This window comes from Bacteroidota bacterium (assembly GCA_008933805.1).
GTDB lineage: Bacteria > Bacteroidota > Bacteroidia > UBA8524 > UBA8524 > SB11.
Genome location: WBUH01000003.1, coordinates 73,693 through 91,627 on the forward strand (window position 1 = coordinate 73,693; position 17,935 = coordinate 91,627).

Genomic DNA, 17,935 nt, shown 5'->3' on the forward strand with positions numbered 1-17,935 from the left:
GCGCTTTTTTATGCCTTTAGCCACCTTTGATTAAACATTAGAACGTATGAAAACACAATTGATTAAAATTAATTTGGTGATGCTGGTGCTATTTTTAGAAGTGCTTTCGGTTAATTTAATAGGAGCGGTAAAATCAGGCGGCCCCTTTATAAGAACCGATACTGCGGATGATATTGTGGGCGAATGGATGGACGATGAAAAAAGCAAACGGATTAAAATAACCAAAAGCGGCACGGTGTACGAGGGAACCATTACCAACGCCGCCAAAACTGAGCTAATCGGTAAAAAGATTATTACCAATCTGGTGTATGCTGACGGTGCTTACACCGGTAAAATTTACCTGCCTAAGCGCGATACGTATCTTGATTGTACCGCTACTATGAAAGATAAAAACACGTTGGTGTTAAAAGGTTCAGCAGGGTTTGTATCGAAAGAAACTACTTGGACAAGGCTTAAATAAACCCCTATTAATATTCGGGGCGTTTCAATATCTCGGCATATATAATTGCCTTGCGGGGGTCAAAATCTTCAAACAGCGTATGCTTTTCAAGTTTGTCCCCTGCTTTTGTTTTTGCATCATCATCGTGCATCAGGCTATGCAGTTCTTTGCCTTTCTGCATAGATTCTATTGATTTTTGGTCGTAGTTATCAAAAGGCAACGCATATTCAGGTCGTTTATAGCTTTCGTGTCTTTCTTCCACCTGCTTAATATCCTCTTCGCTATAGTCTATCCTGCGTTGGGTGTATTTTTCTTCGTAGCGGCTGTATCGCTCATCCCCGGCATACTCGTCAAAGCTTTCATAGCTTGGAGTGGTTGGTTTGGCGGGCTGATAGGTCTCAACAGGCGGAGTATTGCGGGGTTCTTCCCGCTTACCCATAAACCGTTCGGCCATGCGGCGTATTTCTTCCTCAAGGTCGGCATCATTGGGCGCATTCTCTTTCTCTTGGTTTTTCTTTTTCCAAGCGCTCGATATAATCGATAAAATAACTAAGATTGCGAGGTAGATGAGGTTATCCATACGGTAGCCCAAAAATACGAGATATAACTTGGATTCGCTAATAAAATATACCCTGCTGCTGGGCAGCAACCAAGGCGACAGCATTGCTTATTTGATGAATGCCCTTGGATTGATTGAGGATACGATAGGAAGTATTACAGCCAAAACAACCGTACACCAAACCGCAGCTTGGGGCAAAACCGATCAACCCGATTTTTATAACATGGCCCTTGAGGTTGAAACCGCACTGGCACCGTTGGATTTGCTGGATAAAACACAGGCTATTGAAAACAAACTGGGACGGGTGCGCACTGAAAAATGGGGACCGCGCACCTTAGACATTGATATTTTGTATTGCGGGGATATGATTTTTGAAGACGAACGCCTTACCCTACCCCACCCCTACTTGCACCAACGCAAGTTTACACTGGATTTACTGGTTGAGTTAAACCCTGATTTTGTGCATCCCGTGTTGGGAAAGACAAATGCTGAGCTGCAAAAAGCTCTGTAATATAAACAAAACGAGCTGCCCCCTGTGTAGGAACAGCCCGTTGTATAATAAATTATCTAATATTAGTTTAAACACTCACGTACGCGATTGGTATAATCGCGTAGTGCAGTTTTAAGGTCTTTGCCGTTTTGCTCCATATCTTGTTTAATGGTCATCGCAGCAAAAGCATGGGTAAGCTGTTCGCCCTCATCTTCCCCTTCAATTTCAATGGCCGGGGTGTTCCCTTCTGCAATAGAGGCCTCGGCGGCCATTAATTGTTCAACGGTGTATGTTTCAACCAGTTTTTTTATGATGGGTAGTTTCATAAAATAATTACGCTATTTGTTGCACCATCTTCTCTACTGCCTCTTCTTTCGAAGTGAAATCAGCCACAACCAATTCGCCGTCTTTAAACACAGCAAACGTCGGCAGGTTTTTAACGCCTACCAACTTGCGGGCTTCGGGGTTAGTTTCGGCGTTCACATCCAAAAACTTTATCCCTTTGTATTCATCTTTCTCGCTCATACGGTTAAATTTAGGAGCAAACAGGCGGCAGTTACCGCACCAATCTGCATAAAACTTCACCGCCACTTTATCATTATTTTTTAGTTCGTCAAAAAACTCAGCGTCTGTTACTTTAGTTACCATATATGTTACAAAAATATATTCACTTAAGCATAAACCAAATTTATGCCATATTGTTTAAACATTAATTTAACTGCCAAAGCCAAAAGCTGCATTATTTTTGGTGTAGCAGTTTACCGTTATCGGTTAGCTGTTATCTGTAAATACTGCTAATTGACTACCTGATAACTAATAACAGATAACTGAAATGTTAGGATACAGATTTACCAAACACACTCCCAAAAACGACCAAAGTACTTTTGATAAGCTGTTTAGCATATTTAAAGAACTGTTGGTATATACCAGCGGCGACGTAGCCGAATCGTTGGACTGGATGAACCAGTTGGACCGCGAATACCAACTCACGACCAATGAGTACGGTATGGGTGATTTTATTGAAGAACTGAAACGTTTGGGCTACATACAGGACGATAACGATGGTAATGGCGGCTTTGCCATCACCTCGAAGACGGAACAAACAATTCGCAAAGATTCTCTCGACCAGATTTTTGGGAAGCTGAAAAAATCGAAACAGGGCAACCACAAAACCCAGTTTACGGGCAAGGGGGATGAGCCAAGCTCTGACACCCGTGAGTTTAGGTTTGGCGACGGGCTTGACCAGATATCGATAACGCAATCTATTAAGAATGCACAGGTTAATCACGGTACGGATGATTTTAAACTTACCGAAGGTGATTTGGAAGTGGTGGAACAGGAGTTTAAAGCCCAAACCAGTACGGTGCTGATGATAGATATAAGCCACAGCATGATTTTGTACGGTGAAGACCGCATTACCCCTGCAAAAAAGGTTGCAATGGCACTGGCAGAATTGATAACCACCCGCTATCCCAAAGACACGCTGGATATTATTGTATTTGGCAACGATGCTTGGAAGGTGGAGATTAAAGACCTGCCATACTTGCAGGTAGGGCCTTACCATACGAACACTGTGGCAGGTTTGGAACTGGCAATGGATATTTTACGCCGACGTAAAAACCCCAATAAACAGATTTTTATGATTACCGACGGTAAGCCTACCTGCCTGAAGGAGCCGAAAGGCTATTACCAGAACAGTTTTGGCCTCGATCGGAAAATCATAAACAAAACACTGAACATGGCTGCACAGTGCCGCAGAGTAAAGATACCCATTACCACTTTTATGATAGCCAAAGACCAGTACTTGCAACAGTTTGTAGAAGAGTTTACCCGAGTAAACAACGGCCGTGCATTTTATACCAGCCTAAAAGGCCTTGGCAACTACATTTTTGAAGATTTTGAAAGAAATAGGAGGAAGACTGTACGCTAAATCCCGGATGTCGGATTTTAGATGTCAGATGTCAGTTACAGAATTGAACCTAATTAATGAAATCGTATAAAGACTTGGATGTTTGGAAAGAGAGTAGAAAAATGGTGAAAACCATTTACCTGCTTACCCAAAACTTCCCCAAAGAAGAAACATACGGATTAACCCAGCAAATACGCCGCAGTGCTATTTCTATCCCTTCAAACATCGCAGAAGGGCACGGAAGAAATACGGCAAAAGACTCGATACAGTTTTTTCATATTTCAAGAGGCTCGTTATACGAACTTGAAACACAAGTTTATTTAGCCTTTGATTTAGGATACACTGACGAAAAACAATGTAGCGATGTGATTGAGCAAATATCAACCAACGGTAAAATGCTCAACGGCTTAATTAACTACTTCGAAAAACTTAAATAACCCCAATCCGACATCTGACATCTAATATCAGGCATCGGTAAACAACATATAAAATGACTAAACCAACAACCTTAGGAGAATTAAAAAAACAAGGCTATACCTATAAATCTGTTAAAGATGAACTTCGTTCAAATCTAATCGTAAAGATTAAGAAGAAAGAAAACGTTTTTGAAGGGATTATAGGCTACGAGCATACCGTAATACCCGAAATTGAGCGGGCTATTCTTTCAAAACACAACATTAACCTGCTGGGGTTGCGCGGACAGGCAAAAACCCGTATCGCCCGCCAAATGGTGAATTTGCTGGACGAATACATCCCGGTTGTGGCCGGCAGTGAGATTAACGACGACCCTTTCCACCCAATTTCGCGTTATGCCATTGATTTGATTGCCGAAAAAGGGGACGATACTCCCATAGAATGGCTGCACCGCAGCGAACGCTACGGAGAAAAACTGGCGACTCCCGATGTGAGCGTTGCCGACCTTATCGGGGATGTTGACCCAATAAAGGCGGCGACCTTAAAACTGAGTTACAGTGATGAAAGAGTAATACATTTCGGGATAATTCCCCGTAGCAACCGCAGCATCTTTGTGATTAATGAGTTGCCCGATTTACAGCCCCGTATACAGGTAGCCCTGTTTAATATTTTGCAGGAAGGCGATATACAAATACGCGGTTTTAAATTGCGTATGCCGTTGGATATTCAGTTTGTATTTACAGCCAACCCTGAGGATTATACCAACCGCGGTAGTATTGTTACCCCGCTTAAAGACCGTATCGGCAGTCAAATTATTACCCACTACCCCAAAGATGTGCAAACGGCTATTGCCATTACCCAGCAAGAGGCTAAACGCAACAGCGGACAGGAAAACATAAAAGTGCCCCAACTGGCGCAAGAACTTTTGGAGCAGATTGGCTTTGAAGCCCGCAACAGCGAATACATTGACCCTAAAAGCGGTGTATCGGCACGTTTGAGTATCAGTGCGTACGAAAACCTTATAAGCACGGCTGAAAGGCGCATTTTGCTTTCGGGCGATAAAGAAACTACTGTTCGCATCAGCGATTTTGCCGGGGTAGTACCTGCAATTACCGGTAAGGTAGAATTGGTGTATGAAGGTGAGCAGGAAGGCGCGCATATTGTGGCGCAAAACCTTATTGGTAAGGCCATCCGTACATTGCTTACGCAATACTTCCCCAGTCCTGAAAAGCTGAAAAAGAAAAACACCCCCACACAGGCCGACCCCTACGCTACCATTGCTCATTGGTTTGCCGATGAAAACGTGCTGGACATAATGAACAACGCCACCCAAAAAGAATATTGGGCTGCATTACAAGCCGTTGAGGGTTTGGAAGACTTTGTGAAAAAGCAGTTCCCTAAACTATCGCAGGATGAACGGCTGCTGTACATGGAGTTTGTATTGCACGGACTGGCGGAATACAGCCGACTTAGCAAAAACGAGTTGGTGCAAGGCAACCGATTTAAAGACCTGTTTAGCAGTTTTATAGACCCCAACCGCTTTACCGCCGACGATGAAGAAGGCATGGAAGGGTTGAATTAAGGGTTATGGAATTGTGTGGCTGCGGTCATTCCCTTGCAAAAGGGAATCTGTGCGTAGGAAAAGAATATACTTCGCGCAGATTCCCGCCTTCGCGGGAATGACCGCAGCCACACTTGATAAGGGCTACTCATCCAGCCAAACAAACTCGCGGCGGGTGGCATCTAAAATTTTAAGGTTCATGTGTTTTGATAAATAACGCGCTGCCATCATTGCTTTGTTCGGGTTATCCCCTATCCAAACCAACATTTTCTCGCGTTTATTTACAATAAGATTAACCTCTATCTTGTGGTAAGTATCGTCCCAGTTTAATCCCCCTCCATCTTCAAAAGGTTTATTCTTAAACTGCTTCCTAAATACCGATATATATTCAATTTCAGGCAGTGGCTCCCATTTGCCAAATGTACTCCCCGCAACATCTACCCCAAGCCTGTATTGCTTTTTCTCCGTATCAATTTGCAAATGCTGTTTAACAAGAAAAAACAGTATTGGGTAGGATATAAATAATAACAGCGTTGTGCTATTCTTTGTGATAACCCATAACACTGTTGTTATTACACCTATTGCCAAAAAGCTGTATACTACTACTGAGGGAACATTTTTATTACCCCTGAAACTAAAATAAAACGAATACATTTTTTGTTGGTTTATACGTCAATCCATTCAAACTCACGGCGGGTGGCATCTAAAATTTTAAGGTTAAGGTTCTTGCCGAGAAATATTCCGGCCTCTTTTGCCTCCTCTTTATCATTTCCTTCCCACACCACCAGTGTTTTGGCTCGAAAAATCAGGCGCACTTGTATTTTTTTGGTTTGCTGATAGTCATCCGTTGTGGGATTTTCTTTCTTTTTGTATTCGATAATTCCACCAATCTGTACATGTGATAGTTCTTCAAGCGAAATCCATTTCCCAACTGCAATTCCAGAAAGATTTAACACTGAACGGTATTGCTTTGAGGTTGTATCAATTTCAAGTCTTACACGAATAAAATAGCGAAGAAAAAACCCGACAACCACAGTAACAATGAGCCAGTTTTCTCCAAAACTGTAGTACACCCAAAAACATAAAACAGCCCAAATAATGAATAATAATATAAAAACTAAAATATAAGGGTTGCTAACATAGTTCTGATGAAATACGTACAACCCTTCTTTTTTCATATTCAATAATTGTCAGAATTTCGATTAACTCACAACTGCAACACCATCTGCAACACCTTTTCGGTCTTTTGTTCCAGCAAAAGGGTTTTACCGTTCAGTACAATGTCAATGGCTTGTGCATTGTAGTTGCGTATGGTGGCCAGTTCAGCGTTCGTGGCTATTTCTACGTTGTAATGCCCATCTAAGGCTGCTTTTAATGCTGCCAATTTATCCTCGTCGTTATTGATGCACAACGAGAAGCTGATAGCACTGTTTTGCATCAGATTAACGGTGATACCGCAATCAGATAATACCGAAAAAATGTTTTTAAGGTTATCCTCAACGATAAAAGAAAAATCGCGAGTAGATATTTTAACCAACGCTTGGTTGGATTTAAAAATGTAAAACGGCAAGTGGGTTTCGTCATGGGCATCGTTACTCACCACCGTTCCTTTATCATCAGGGTTCACAAACGACTTCACAAACAAGGGTATTCCTTTGCTTTTCAGCGGTTGTATGGTTTTAGGATGGATAACCGTAGCCCCGTAATAAGCCAACTCAATGGCCACATTGTAGCTTAGTTCGTCAATTTTAACGGCATCGGGCATACGTTTAGGGTCGGCATTCATTACACCCGCCACGTCTTTCCATATCGTAACCCCTTCCGCACCCAAACAATATGCCATAATCGCTGCGGTGTAATCACTGCCCTCACGTCCCAAAGTGGCCGTAAATGCTGACGGAGCCTTACCTATGAACCCTTGCGTAATTACAATCTGCTTCTCAACAATGGGTTTCAAGCGTTTGGTAATAATCTCCTCGGTATCTTCCCACAACACATTGGCACTGCGGTGCGGTCCTGTGGTAAATATAAAGTTACGGGCATCAATCCAGCGATTGCTAAACCCGTTTTCTTTCAAATAGCTGCTCACAATGCGGGTACTGATAATCTCACCAAAACTCACAATCTGGTCGTAAATAAAATCAAAGCTGCCTTCGGGTTTTTGCTCCAACAGGCTCTCCAACTCTACAAACTGATTATCAATCTCATCGTACACATTGTACTTCCTGTCTTCCAGCAAATCGGCAATAATCGTATCATGAAAATCCTTCACCTTTCGGTAGTGGCCCCACATAGCCTCGGTTTGCTGTTTATAGTATGCATCGGCCAGCAACTCCAAACTATTGGTGGTTTTGCCCATTGCCGATACTACAATTAACAACCTTTCATCCCTGAAACGTTCTAAAACGCTTGCTACGTTGCGCACTGCGGCGGCATCTTTTACCGATGCCCCTCCGAATTTGAAAACTCTCATTTCTTATTGTTCTGCTCTTTGCGTAAATTTAAGTCTGCAAAAATCGGTGTAAGAGGCTGAATTTCAAAAAGCAGATTTAAAAAACACGGCTAATCCTTACCTTTGCAAACTTTTATTTTATAAACACTTATAAACTATGTCGATAGAGTCAGTTACCACATTAGGCCAGTTTATTATTAACCGCCAAAAAGATTTTCCGTTTGCCAAAGGTGAGTTTACCCGTTTGATGGCAGATATTGGTATTGCAGCCAAAACCATCAGCCGCGAGGTTCGCCGTGCGGGTATTGCGGGCATTATTGGTGTGGCAGGCAACCAAAACGTGCAAGGCGAAGAGCAACAAAAACTGGATGTGATGGCCAACCGCTTGTTTATTGAGTGCATGAAAAAAGGTGGCGAAGTTTGTGTGATTGCCAGCGAAGAGGACGAGGATTTGGTGTACCTGCATTCAGAAAATGCCGACCGTGAGCCTACTTATGTGGTGGCTATGGATCCGCTTGACGGATCATCAAACATTGATGTGAACGTTTCTATCGGTACAATATTTTCAGTTTATAAACGTATCAGTACAGGCCCCAACTGCGGTATGGAAGATGCATTGCAGCCCGGTGTGCAACAGGTGGCAGCGGGCTATGTGCTGTATGGCAGCAGTACCATGTTGGTATATACCGCAGGCCGCGAGGTAAACGGGTTTACGCTTGACCCTTCTATCGGTGAGTTTTGTTTATCGCACCCAAACATCCAAATACCTAAAGACGGTAAAATATATTCGCTGAACGAAGGCAGTTACGAGAACTTCCCTCAAGGGGTGAAGGATTATATTGACTATTGCAAAGAGATAGATAAAGATACGAAACGCCCATACAGTGCCCGTTATATTGGCAGTATGGTGGCCGATTTTCACCGTAATATGCTAAAAGGCGGTATATTTATTTACCCTGCAACGGCGGATGCACCTAACGGTAAACTGCGCTTGTTGTATGAGTGTAACCCCTTGGCGTTTATTGCTGAGTGTGCCGGCGGACGTGCCACTACAGGCTACCAACGTATTATGGAAATACAACCTGAAAAACTGCACCAACGCACGCCTATTTTTATTGGCAGCGAAAACATGGTGAAAAAAGCGGAAGAGTTTATGGCCCAGTATGCCAATGCTTCGGTGTAAATAATGACTTTATGATATTGAAAAGCCTCGCTGATTGCGGGGCTTTTTTGTTTTATTGTGTGTATATTAGATGATGTTTGAAGCGGATGCTTTTTTAATTCGGTCACAAGCGGGACGCTTGCGCCAGCGGGGGGAATTAAGGAGCGCGTTTTTAAACCCCATTGAAAAAATAGTAATGAAAATTAATGCTTTAGATAGCTTTATTAATAAACTTAATAATAATGTTACAGACATATTTAATAGAATATATCTGGAAACTCAAAAAGAGGAGCTATTACGCGATAAGATAATTTATAGTAAGTCTTTCGATATAAATTTTAATCATATAACTAGAATATATTCAATTGTTCACTCTTTCTATATCGTTTCACCGTTAGATGATTCCGACTATGGGGTAGAGTTAAATATTAGCGTTAAAAGGACCCCTTTTGATTCACTAGATGATATAACTTTTAAACAGAAGCTATCAGAAAATAAAATTTATATTTGGTGTGATATATGTACACTTGGTGAAGATATTGGAGGACAGATAGAAGATAAAATCTTTGAGATAAATGTGAGTGATTTGCCTGTCGTTGGGGATGAGGTTTTAAATAGCATTGAAATATTCTTTTTAAAAAATACTTCCAACATAATATCTGAAGAATTAATAGTATTAAATCATGTATATTCTTTGGGTAGTTGATGAAGGTAAGCTAGATAATGTATCAGATTGTTGCTCCTCGTTTGCACAAGATTCAAGCTTGTGTTTTGTACAAGGGAGCATCCGCTGTCAAATTGAGCGCAGCGAAATTTCTAATTTCAAGTGTGTATGGGTAACGCTTCAAGCAACTTTTAAATATTTAACCTTTTTGAACGGATTGCGGGTATGGGATTTGTAAATTTGTTCAAATGTTTAGACATACCGGAAAAGGGCGTACCTATTCACACAATCTTAAACTGGCCTCTATTTTATCGGGTGTAGCCGGAGTGGTAAATATTACAGGTGTTTTAGGATTGAATACCTTAACCACAAATGTTACCGGCCACTTTGCATTTTTTGCCGAAGACATCTTCTTAAAGAATTATAGGATGGCCTTTGTTTACCTGCTTTATATCTTGTTCTTTTTATTGGGAGCATTTGTATCAAGCCTGATAATGGAGTCGGTATCAAAACAAAAAGCCCACACGTCTTATGTTATCCCCATATCCATCGAAATAGCCCTTTTACTTGCGGTGAGTTTTTCAGCACTTTTCATACCTGCCGGACTCCCCTCTTTTCAAACACTTTTATCGGCAGCATTACTTTTTTCTATGGGGTTGCAAAACGCATTAGTAACAAGGATATCCCAATCGGTAGTACGCACCACTCACCTTACAGGATTATTTACTGATTTAGGAATTGAACTTTCTCAGCTTTTCTTTTATACAACTACAAAAGACAGAAGGCTGCTAAACAATAGTATCCTGCTAAAACTCATCATCATCATCTGCTTTTTTACAGGTTGTATCATCGGAGGATTTCTATACCACCATTTTGCCTTAAAAACCTTACTGCTTCCCTCAGGTTTGCTGCTATTTGTTTTGTGGTATGATAGTATTGTATTTAAGTACTACAATCTGAAAAGAAAGTACTGGAATTAGGAAGAGTGCCTGTTACTGATACCATCTGCCAAATTGAGCGTAGCGAAATTTATTCGCCCAAATCTGTTAACAGAATGCTATAAGATTCTTCCCCGCTGTCAGAAGGACATTTGAAATACCACAACCGCACATACTTCGACTCTGCTCAGTATGACAACTGCACGTTGTTAATGATAAATGTAAACTGCTAAATGAAAGACTATTGATTATCGCGCCACTCGTACACCCACTGGCTTTGTATCATTTCAAGGTAGCCTTCGTTGCACTCTTCGCGTTTGCCTTTAAAATTGGGGATTTCAAGCACCCATTCAAGCAACTCAGTAAAACGTATGCGGTATATTTTGCTTTCGCCAAACTCATCGCCAAAGCGTTCGTACAAGGCCATCGCTATATCTTCAAAATCCGTCCAGTATATGGGTAGTTCAAACTTGGTCACTTTGTTATTTATTATTAGTTATCGTCAACCGCACCCTTCGACAAGCTCAGGACTATCCTTCGGCAAGTTCAGGGTATCAAAATCAATCAAAAATCATTAATGGCCCATAAACTGGGTTTGGTCGGGTATTATCACCTCAATATCCCCGTCTTCTTCCAACTCGCATTGGCAAGCTAAACGAGAGTTCAATTTAGGGCTCACCGCACGGTCAATAAAATCTTCCTCCTTATCGGTAATCTCCCTCAAATTATCCATTCCCTTTTGCACGTACACATGGCAGGTACTGCAAGCGCAAACTCCGCCGCAATTGTGGTGCAGTTCTATATCATTATCCAGTGCTATGTCTTGCACTGTATCGCCTTCCTCAATCTCAAACGTTTGTGGTTCAAGGCCTTTTTGCTCAAAATAAAACGTAATTTTTCCCATCTCTATTCAGGTAACAAAGATAGTATCAAAAAGGTTGGGTAAAAAATTGAAGCCAAAATAGAAGACCTTCAAAACTTTTAGCTACGGATTAAAATCCGTAGCTCGTTCAATTACCTTGTGCAAACGGACTTAAGTCCGTTTGCACAAAGTAATCTTAACAAAACAGGGTTTCAACCCTGTTAACTTATTAGTTATGCCAAAGCCTTTGCCAACAGTTTCATGTACTCGCTTTGGGGTATTTCAATCGCTCCAAACTGTTTCAGGTGGTCGGTAATAAACTGTGTATCCAATAAGATGTAACCGTTTTCTTTCATCCATGCCACTAAATACACCAGTGCCACTTTAGAGGCATCGGTAACTTTGTGAAACATACTCTCCCCAAAAAATGCCTTACCCATTGCCACACCGTATAAGCCGCCTACCAATTCACCATCTAAGCGGGTTTCAAAACTGTATGCCCAACCTGCTTCGTGCAACTTAGAGTAAACGTATATAATCTCTTCCGAAATCCAGGTGTCTTCACGTTCGGCACAAGCCTCCATCACGGCTTCAAAGTCTTGGTTAACCGTCACCTCAAATTTTCCCTGACGTAAAAGCTTGGCAAGATTTTTTGACACCTTAAAACCGCCCAACGGAATTATCCCCCGCATTTTCGGCTCGTACCACCCAATGGTATTATCATCATCCGGGTCGGCCATTGGGAAAATACCCATACTGTAACCGTGTAAAACCTGATTGGGAGTAAGCATGCAGCAAATATAAATTGACGTTGAACTGATTTTAGAATTATTTTAATGACTCCTGTCATAGGGTTGACAGTAAGCCCGTTTTACTTTGCTTATATAATTATGGAAAAGATAGATTTAACCAAACTGCACAAAGGGTATTACACCGCAAAAACCCACCCTGAACTGGTAACCATTGAGGCAGCTGATTTTCTTTCAATCAGAGGAAAAGGCGACCCTTCATCAGCTGAATATGCTGAAACAATACAAGCACTGTACGCAACTGCCTATGCTGTAAAGTTTATGTACAAAGCAGATAAAAAAGATTTTACGGTAGCTAAACTGGAAGGACTTTGGTGGTTTGACGATGCTAAATACGGACACATAAGCATGGAGGATGCACCGCTAAAAATACCCCGCAGCGAATGGGAATACCGTATGCTGATACGAATGCCTGACTTTGTAACTGAGGAAGCAATTTCAGACGCCAAGCAACAGGTTGCCAATAAAAAAGGAATAGCATTGGCCAACACCGTTGAGCTATACCCGATGAATGAAGGGCTTTGCATACAAATGCTGCACGTGGGGCCTTTTAATACCGAGCCTGAAAGCTTGCAACTGATAAAAGAGTTTTCAGAGGCAAACGGATTACTTAAAAACGGACTTCATCACGAGATCTATTTATCTGATTTTAGAAAAACAGCTCCCGAAAAGTTGAAAACCATTTTGCGCGAGCCTGTAAAGAATAAATAGCAAATGCTTGCGCTACAAATAACTATACATTTGGATAGTGGTTTACCAAAGTATAGTGATAAGCTAAGCGTATACGACCGGTCGTAACTTTGTAGAGTAATTTAATTGCTACATGATTATGATACACCGTAAGATATCAAAAATAGACACCCCATATTCAGGACAAGGATTTTTAGGTACGGGTCACACCGCTGCTGCTGTATTAGGCGATAACAGTTTTGAACAAACCGACCCGTTTTTATTACTGATGGACGACCAACTGGATTTACCCGGTGGCCCTCCTGTGGGAGGAGCACACCCACACGCAGGATTTGAAACTGTTACGTTGGTGTTAGAAGGTACTGACCATGGCTGGAAAACAGGAAGTTTTGAAATAATGACGGCCGGCAAAGGCATTGTGCATACCGAAGAAATAACTGCAAAAACCAAAATGCGAATACTGCAACTGTGGCTTGTACTACCCCCTGATAAAAGGTGGGCTGAGCCTTTTTTCCAAGAGCTACAACTCCAAAACGTTCCTACCCAAAAAACCACATCAGGAGAAATACGGGTGTATAGCGGGAGCAGTAACGGGCTAACCTCACCCATAAGCAACCAAACTCCAGTAACAATTGTTGATTTTACATTAGCTAACGATGCTTTAGCTACCCAAGAACTTCCCGCATCGTACAATGGTTTTATCTATGTGGTAGAAGGTGCAGTACAGGTAGGTGAAAAAGAAGTAAGAAAAGGCCAGATTGCCTGGTTTGATAAAACCTCAATTAATGAGGCTAGTGTTATTGAGTTTAAAGCCGGGGAACATGGAGTCCGTTTTGTACTATATGCAGGCGAGCCGCAAAATGCTGCTGTTGTTAGTCACGGGCCGTTTATTGGTGATACTAAAGAGGATATAATAAGGCTTTACCAAGAGTACAGGCAGGGTAAAATGGTACACCTGAACGATTTACCCCCAAACAGAAAAGTACATTATAACTAATCATTGGGGTAGGTTTCAACGCGTTGGGTAACGTATAATAAATCAATCCTTCTTTTCGGCTATTTTTGCCCTATGCCAATGAATTGGGATACCTTACTTTCAGCGCGTAGAATGCACGTGCCCGAAAGTGCAAAAACCGACGACCAGAGTTTTGCCCGCGATGAGTTTCAGCGCGATTTCGACCGTATTATATTCTCCTCGCCCTTCCGCCGTCTGCAAAACAAAACACAGGTATTCCCGCTTCCCGGCAGTGTGTTTGTTCATAACCGACTCACACACAGTCTTGAAGTAGCCAGCGTAGGCCGTTCGTTGGGCAATATCCTATCCAACCAGCTGAGGGAAAACAACGAAGCATCGGGCGAAAAGGTATTGGGCATGGGCAGCATTGTTTCTGCTGCCTGTTTGGCGCATGACATGGGAAACCCTTCATTTGGACACTCAGGCGAAAAGGCCATTTCACGCTATTTTAAAGATGGGGACGGCAAGGAATGGGAAAAGGAAATGACCCGCGAACAATGGGCCGACCTTACCAATTTTGAAGGAAACGCCAATGCTTTTCGTATACTTACCCATCGCTTTAAAGGCAAAGGTGCCAGCGGTTTTGCCCTCACCTACTCAACCCTTGCAAGCATTGTAAAGTATCCGTGCGAAAGTCTTGTGGCCGGCAACAAAAGCAAGGTTCACATGAAAAAGTATGGGTATTTTGATAGTGAAAAAAATACCTACCTGAGCATTGCCCACCAGCTTGGCATTATACAAGAGCAGCAAAACCCTATGGTGTTTGTGCGCCACCCTCTGGTGTATTTGGTGGAGGCCGCCGATGATATTTGCTATAACATTATTGACCTTGAAGACGCACACCGACTGAATATACTTTCGCACGAAACCGTACGCGACCTTATGCTGGCACTATTTGAAGGCAACGACCGGAAAGAGATTGAGCATAATTTGGATGGTATTGATGATGAGAACGACCGCATTGCCTATTTGCGTGGAAAATCAATACATACGCTGATTATGGCCTGCTCAAAAGTATTTTGGGACAACAGGGAAAGTATCTTAAACGGTACCTATAATAAAAGCCTATCGGATGGTGTAGGCGAACCGCACTTAACGGCTTTAAAAAAGATAGAAGACATTTCGTACAAGAAGATTTATAACTACCAAACAGTGGTAGAAATTGAAGTAGCAGGGTATCAAATAATCAGCGGATTGCTTGAAGAATTTGTGCCGGCTATTGTTTCAAACGACAAATCACATTACCACAAGAAATTACTGGCACTAATGCCTGCTCAGTTTCATACCGATGAAGATAATTTATATGCAAAAGTGCAAAGTGTGGTGGATTACATCTCAGGGATGACTGATTTGTATGCCATCGAAATGTACCGTAAAATCAAAGGTATTTCAATACCTACTATTAAATAAACCTGCTAAATCATACCTTTGCAATAAGAAAAACCCCTTACTTTCCGTTACTTAAAGGTATTATTCTTAAAACTTAACAACAGGGTGAACCGTACAACACTGCTAAAACTTGCTACCCTTTGCATGGCCTTGCTGGGCTTTGTATTTGCGCGTGCGCAGGAGTTAAAATTTGATTATAACCTGTTGGATAATCCCACCAAAAACAAAAAGCAGTTTGAAACCCTTTTTAAAACCCTTGAAACTAAAAAGGTAAACCCCAAAGCCCAGAAAGATGCCGTTGCTCTTGAAAACGGTTATGCTGCCTACAAGATAAAAGATGCCGAGGCTTGGAAAAAACTTAAGGCCAAAAACAAGGCGGTGCAAATTGAAGTGGTATATACTAAATACCCCAAAGACCTTCAGTTTTGGTTAACTCCTTACCACGATTTGCTTGCCGACCGTTTAAAAGCCCTTTTTGAGATTGACCCCGACCTGAACGATAAAGACATTAAGTTTTTTGTGGTGCTGCAAACCGAGTGCGAAACCGATGAGCAAGCCCGCAAAATGTGGCACGGCATATTAATACGCTACCGCCCCTTAACTGCAAAAGAAATTAAAGAAAAAGAAACGATTGAGAGCGAAGACGGGGATGCCGAAGCTACACCGGGTGCGCCCAGCGGCTTTAGCACAGTACAACGTTTTATAAAAAGTGTTGGCGGTATGTACGATTCGGTAATTTATAAAGTACTGGACCGTAATCCGCAATGGCAAAACAGTTTGATAGTAAGCGATTGGACAGGCAGTAACTACCAGTATGCAGCACAAAGCATCTACTGGCACATGCTAAACCCCACCAAAAGCGGCATCAAATACTTTTCGTTTTTTAACGACGGGGATGCTACTCCTGAGTTTGAAAAGAAAGTAGGTCAAACAGGCGGTTTGTACTTTGCCCCTGCAACAAAATCGAGGAAAGTGGTGAGTGCCTTTCAAACCAGCATGCGCAAAGGTTTGGGTGGTGAAATACCTGAAAACGATGCCGAAGCCGTTGTTAAATCCATTGAAGCATTTCCCGATGCTGAACACGTGATACTGGTTGCTGATAACAGTCCATTCCGAGATTTTGAATTGATTGATAAAATAAAAACCCCAGTGCATGTGATTTTGCAAGGGGCTGAGTGGGGCATTAACCCACAATACATTAATATGGCCTACCTTACAGGAGGCTCACTGCACACCTTAAAAGCAGATTATCCTGCTGAGTTTTTTGCAAAAGGCGACACACTTATAAAGATTGACGGTTTCACTTTCTCGCTGAACACAACGTACAATCTATACCAGTGCCAAAACAAACAAATCTGCCAAGATTTGGAGGCTATCATCCTAAAGAAAGAAGCCGAAACATTAGAAGAACTTAAAACTAAACCCGGCTATCGCGGCATGCACAAAGACAAGAAAGTTAGTGGGTTTGATAAGTTTTTCCACTGGCTTTTCGGCGGCTAACTAACTCAAAAGCGCTATTTACTATTCGGTTAAAGTTTTTTGCCTGATTTCTAAAATTTTCAGGTAATTTTACCCTTTTTCCGTCAACAACAACTACTATGAAGCGCCTTACCGTACTATTCTCTCTAGCTATAACAGCCGGTATTTTGCTGTTTTCAGCCCAGTCGTGTATAAAGAAAAACGACCCTGTACCCGAGGATTATGAAACAGGCGAAGACGTAGGGTACACCATGAGCTTACTAACAAACATTTACGATGCAGCTTTGGATGTGGCGCAAACGATTGTTGCTCCAACGCCTGCGGCAGCCACCATTCTTCCGTCAACTGTTACTGTAGCTTATACCGATTCTTTATACTCTGATGGCGACGGTATAGAATACGAAGTTGTGTTTAGAAATATTGACAGTGTTACGTTTGATGGAGGCTCACAATGCACGGATGAGCGCACAAGGGCAGGTTCGTTTTTTATCACCCAAACCAAACCCATTAACGAAGTAGGTGCTGTACTTACTCTAACCTTGAGCAATGCAGATAAAATACACTACGTGGGCAATGGTACAGATATGATTAGATTTAACGGTACTATTGTTATTACCCGCTCAGGAGCTAAAACTTTTAACATTGGTTCCAATGTAGATGCCAAATACAAAACCGGTAAAGTACATATTGAAACCGCCGAAGAACGCAAAGAAGTAACAAACGTTGGCCAAGGTATTTGGAATGCCGTGTACGATGTTACAGGAACAGGCAAAGGAATCACCCGTGAAGGAAGCAGTTTTACCTTTTTCACGGCAACCGTTTTGCAAAAAAGCATTCAACCTATATGCTCACGTTCCTATGTGCAAGGGTTGGTTGAAGTGAAAAACACAACAGAGAATGCTAACGTTACGATAAACTTCGACCATAAGTTTAACAAAGAATGTGACCGTAATTTTGCCGTATCGTTAACTAATGGTCAAGCTAAAATCTATAAAATTAATTAATTATCAGCTTTTTACATTGATTTGTTAATTAAAATGACTTTTATCTTTAGCCAAATTTTATAAACTTTGTAATCGGTATTATTAGCACCAAACTATCCC

General features: G+C 41.8%; 22 protein-coding genes. 13 read left to right on the top strand and 9 right to left on the bottom strand.

The window, feature by feature from the left end; translation table 11 throughout:
- Window positions 1–46 precede the first annotated feature (46 nt).
- A complete protein-coding gene (locus F9K23_04220; protein KAB2917594.1) occupies window positions 47–460 on the top strand; it encodes a DUF2147 domain-containing protein in 414 nt (137 codons plus the stop codon).
- Between the two features lie 7 nt (window positions 461–467).
- Here F9K23_04220 and F9K23_04225 read toward each other — a convergent pair whose 3' ends face one another.
- Window positions 468–1,019 carry a hypothetical protein gene (locus tag F9K23_04225; protein KAB2917595.1) on the bottom strand — a complete coding sequence of 184 codons (552 nt, stop codon included), beginning with the start codon at window positions 1,017–1,019 and terminating at the stop codon, window positions 468–470.
- Between the two features lie 40 nt (window positions 1,020–1,059).
- Here F9K23_04225 and folK point away from each other — a divergent pair, with 40 nt between their 5' ends.
- The gene (gene folK / locus F9K23_04230) at window positions 1,060–1,509 is read left to right on the top strand and encodes a 2-amino-4-hydroxy-6-hydroxymethyldihydropteridine diphosphokinase (GenBank protein KAB2917766.1); all 450 of its coding nucleotides are present in this window, start codon (window positions 1,060–1,062) and stop codon (window positions 1,507–1,509) included.
- A 62-nt stretch (window positions 1,510–1,571) separates the two neighbouring features.
- Here the strand turns inward: folK and F9K23_04235 are convergent, their stop codons facing one another.
- Entirely contained in the window at window positions 1,572–1,814 is a 243-nt protein-coding gene (locus F9K23_04235) for a hypothetical protein (GenBank protein KAB2917596.1), read from the bottom strand.
- 7 nt (window positions 1,815–1,821) lie between these two features.
- Window positions 1,822–2,136, bottom strand: a complete 315-nt coding sequence (locus F9K23_04240; protein ID KAB2917597.1) for a thioredoxin family protein — start codon at window positions 2,134–2,136, stop codon at window positions 1,822–1,824.
- A 184-nt stretch (window positions 2,137–2,320) separates the two neighbouring features.
- Here F9K23_04240 and F9K23_04245 point away from each other — a divergent pair, with 184 nt between their 5' ends.
- The 3 genes from F9K23_04245 to F9K23_04255 are packed head-to-tail and all read left to right on the top strand — an operon-like array spanning window position 2,321 to window position 5,393.
- Window positions 2,321–3,418 carry a VWA domain-containing protein gene (locus F9K23_04245; protein ID KAB2917598.1) on the top strand — a complete coding sequence of 366 codons (1,098 nt, stop codon included), beginning with the start codon at window positions 2,321–2,323 and terminating at the stop codon, window positions 3,416–3,418.
- Between the two features lie 56 nt (window positions 3,419–3,474).
- Window positions 3,475–3,834, top strand: coding sequence for a four helix bundle protein (locus F9K23_04250; protein KAB2917599.1), 360 nt, complete (start codon window positions 3,475–3,477; stop codon window positions 3,832–3,834).
- A gap of 53 nt (window positions 3,835–3,887) precedes the next feature.
- Window positions 3,888–5,393 (top strand): magnesium chelatase, encoded by a 1,506-nt coding sequence (locus tag F9K23_04255; GenBank protein ID KAB2917600.1) that lies wholly within the window; start codon window positions 3,888–3,890, stop codon window positions 5,391–5,393.
- Window positions 5,394–5,516: 123 nt separating this feature from the next.
- Here the strand turns inward: F9K23_04255 and F9K23_04260 are convergent, their stop codons facing one another.
- From F9K23_04260 to F9K23_04270, 3 genes are read right to left on the bottom strand one after another with little or no spacing between them, the layout of a single operon-like run.
- Window positions 5,517–6,026, bottom strand: a complete 510-nt coding sequence (locus F9K23_04260; GenBank protein ID KAB2917601.1) for a hypothetical protein — start codon at window positions 6,024–6,026, stop codon at window positions 5,517–5,519.
- Between the two features lie 11 nt (window positions 6,027–6,037).
- Complete coding sequence (locus tag F9K23_04265) at window positions 6,038–6,550, bottom strand: hypothetical protein (GenBank protein KAB2917602.1); 513 nt, start codon at window positions 6,548–6,550, stop codon at window positions 6,038–6,040.
- A gap of 29 nt (window positions 6,551–6,579) precedes the next feature.
- Complete coding sequence (locus F9K23_04270; GenBank protein ID KAB2917603.1) at window positions 6,580–7,845, bottom strand: aspartate kinase; 1,266 nt, start codon at window positions 7,843–7,845, stop codon at window positions 6,580–6,582.
- A 136-nt stretch (window positions 7,846–7,981) separates the two neighbouring features.
- On the opposite strand from F9K23_04270, the gene F9K23_04275 reads away from it, so the two are divergent.
- The 3 genes from F9K23_04275 to F9K23_04285 all read left to right on the top strand — a co-directional run bounded on the left by F9K23_04275 (window position 7,982) and on the right by F9K23_04285 (window position 10,630).
- On the top strand, window positions 7,982–9,007 hold the full coding sequence (locus F9K23_04275) for a class 1 fructose-bisphosphatase (GenBank protein KAB2917604.1): 1,026 nt from the start codon (window positions 7,982–7,984) through the stop codon (window positions 9,005–9,007).
- Window positions 9,008–9,077: 70 nt separating this feature from the next.
- Window positions 9,078–9,692 (top strand): hypothetical protein, encoded by a 615-nt coding sequence (locus F9K23_04280; GenBank protein KAB2917605.1) that lies wholly within the window; start codon window positions 9,078–9,080, stop codon window positions 9,690–9,692.
- Between the two features lie 206 nt (window positions 9,693–9,898).
- Window positions 9,899–10,630, top strand: a complete 732-nt coding sequence (locus tag F9K23_04285; protein ID KAB2917606.1) for a DUF1275 domain-containing protein — start codon at window positions 9,899–9,901, stop codon at window positions 10,628–10,630.
- A gap of 199 nt (window positions 10,631–10,829) precedes the next feature.
- Here the strand turns inward: F9K23_04285 and iscX are convergent, their stop codons facing one another.
- The 3 genes from iscX to F9K23_04300 all read right to left on the bottom strand — a co-directional run bounded on the left by iscX (window position 10,830) and on the right by F9K23_04300 (window position 12,241).
- Window positions 10,830–11,078 carry a Fe-S cluster assembly protein IscX gene (gene iscX / locus F9K23_04290; GenBank protein ID KAB2917607.1) on the bottom strand — a complete coding sequence of 83 codons (249 nt, stop codon included), beginning with the start codon at window positions 11,076–11,078 and terminating at the stop codon, window positions 10,830–10,832.
- 84 nt (window positions 11,079–11,162) lie between these two features.
- Window positions 11,163–11,492 (bottom strand): 2Fe-2S iron-sulfur cluster binding domain-containing protein, encoded by a 330-nt coding sequence (locus tag F9K23_04295; protein ID KAB2917608.1) that lies wholly within the window; start codon window positions 11,490–11,492, stop codon window positions 11,163–11,165.
- Between the two features lie 191 nt (window positions 11,493–11,683).
- Entirely contained in the window at window positions 11,684–12,241 is a 558-nt protein-coding gene (locus tag F9K23_04300; protein ID KAB2917609.1) for a leucyl/phenylalanyl-tRNA--protein transferase, read from the bottom strand.
- A 99-nt stretch (window positions 12,242–12,340) separates the two neighbouring features.
- Between F9K23_04300 and F9K23_04305 the strand changes: the two genes are divergently transcribed.
- The 5 genes from F9K23_04305 to F9K23_04325 all read left to right on the top strand — a co-directional run bounded on the left by F9K23_04305 (window position 12,341) and on the right by F9K23_04325 (window position 17,836).
- A complete protein-coding gene (locus F9K23_04305) occupies window positions 12,341–12,970 on the top strand; it encodes a hypothetical protein (protein ID KAB2917610.1) in 630 nt (209 codons plus the stop codon).
- 118 nt (window positions 12,971–13,088) lie between these two features.
- Complete coding sequence (locus tag F9K23_04310) at window positions 13,089–13,946, top strand: pirin family protein (protein ID KAB2917611.1); 858 nt, start codon at window positions 13,089–13,091, stop codon at window positions 13,944–13,946.
- 78 nt (window positions 13,947–14,024) lie between these two features.
- Window positions 14,025–15,374: a deoxyguanosinetriphosphate triphosphohydrolase gene (locus F9K23_04315; GenBank protein KAB2917612.1), complete on the top strand. Its 1,350-nt coding sequence runs from the start codon at window positions 14,025–14,027 to the stop codon at window positions 15,372–15,374.
- Window positions 15,375–15,458: 84 nt separating this feature from the next.
- Window positions 15,459–16,853, top strand: coding sequence for a hypothetical protein (locus tag F9K23_04320; GenBank protein ID KAB2917613.1), 1,395 nt, complete (start codon window positions 15,459–15,461; stop codon window positions 16,851–16,853).
- Between the two features lie 98 nt (window positions 16,854–16,951).
- Window positions 16,952–17,836: a hypothetical protein gene (locus F9K23_04325; protein ID KAB2917614.1), complete on the top strand. Its 885-nt coding sequence runs from the start codon at window positions 16,952–16,954 to the stop codon at window positions 17,834–17,836.
- The last annotated feature ends 99 nt before the right edge of the window (window positions 17,837–17,935 follow it).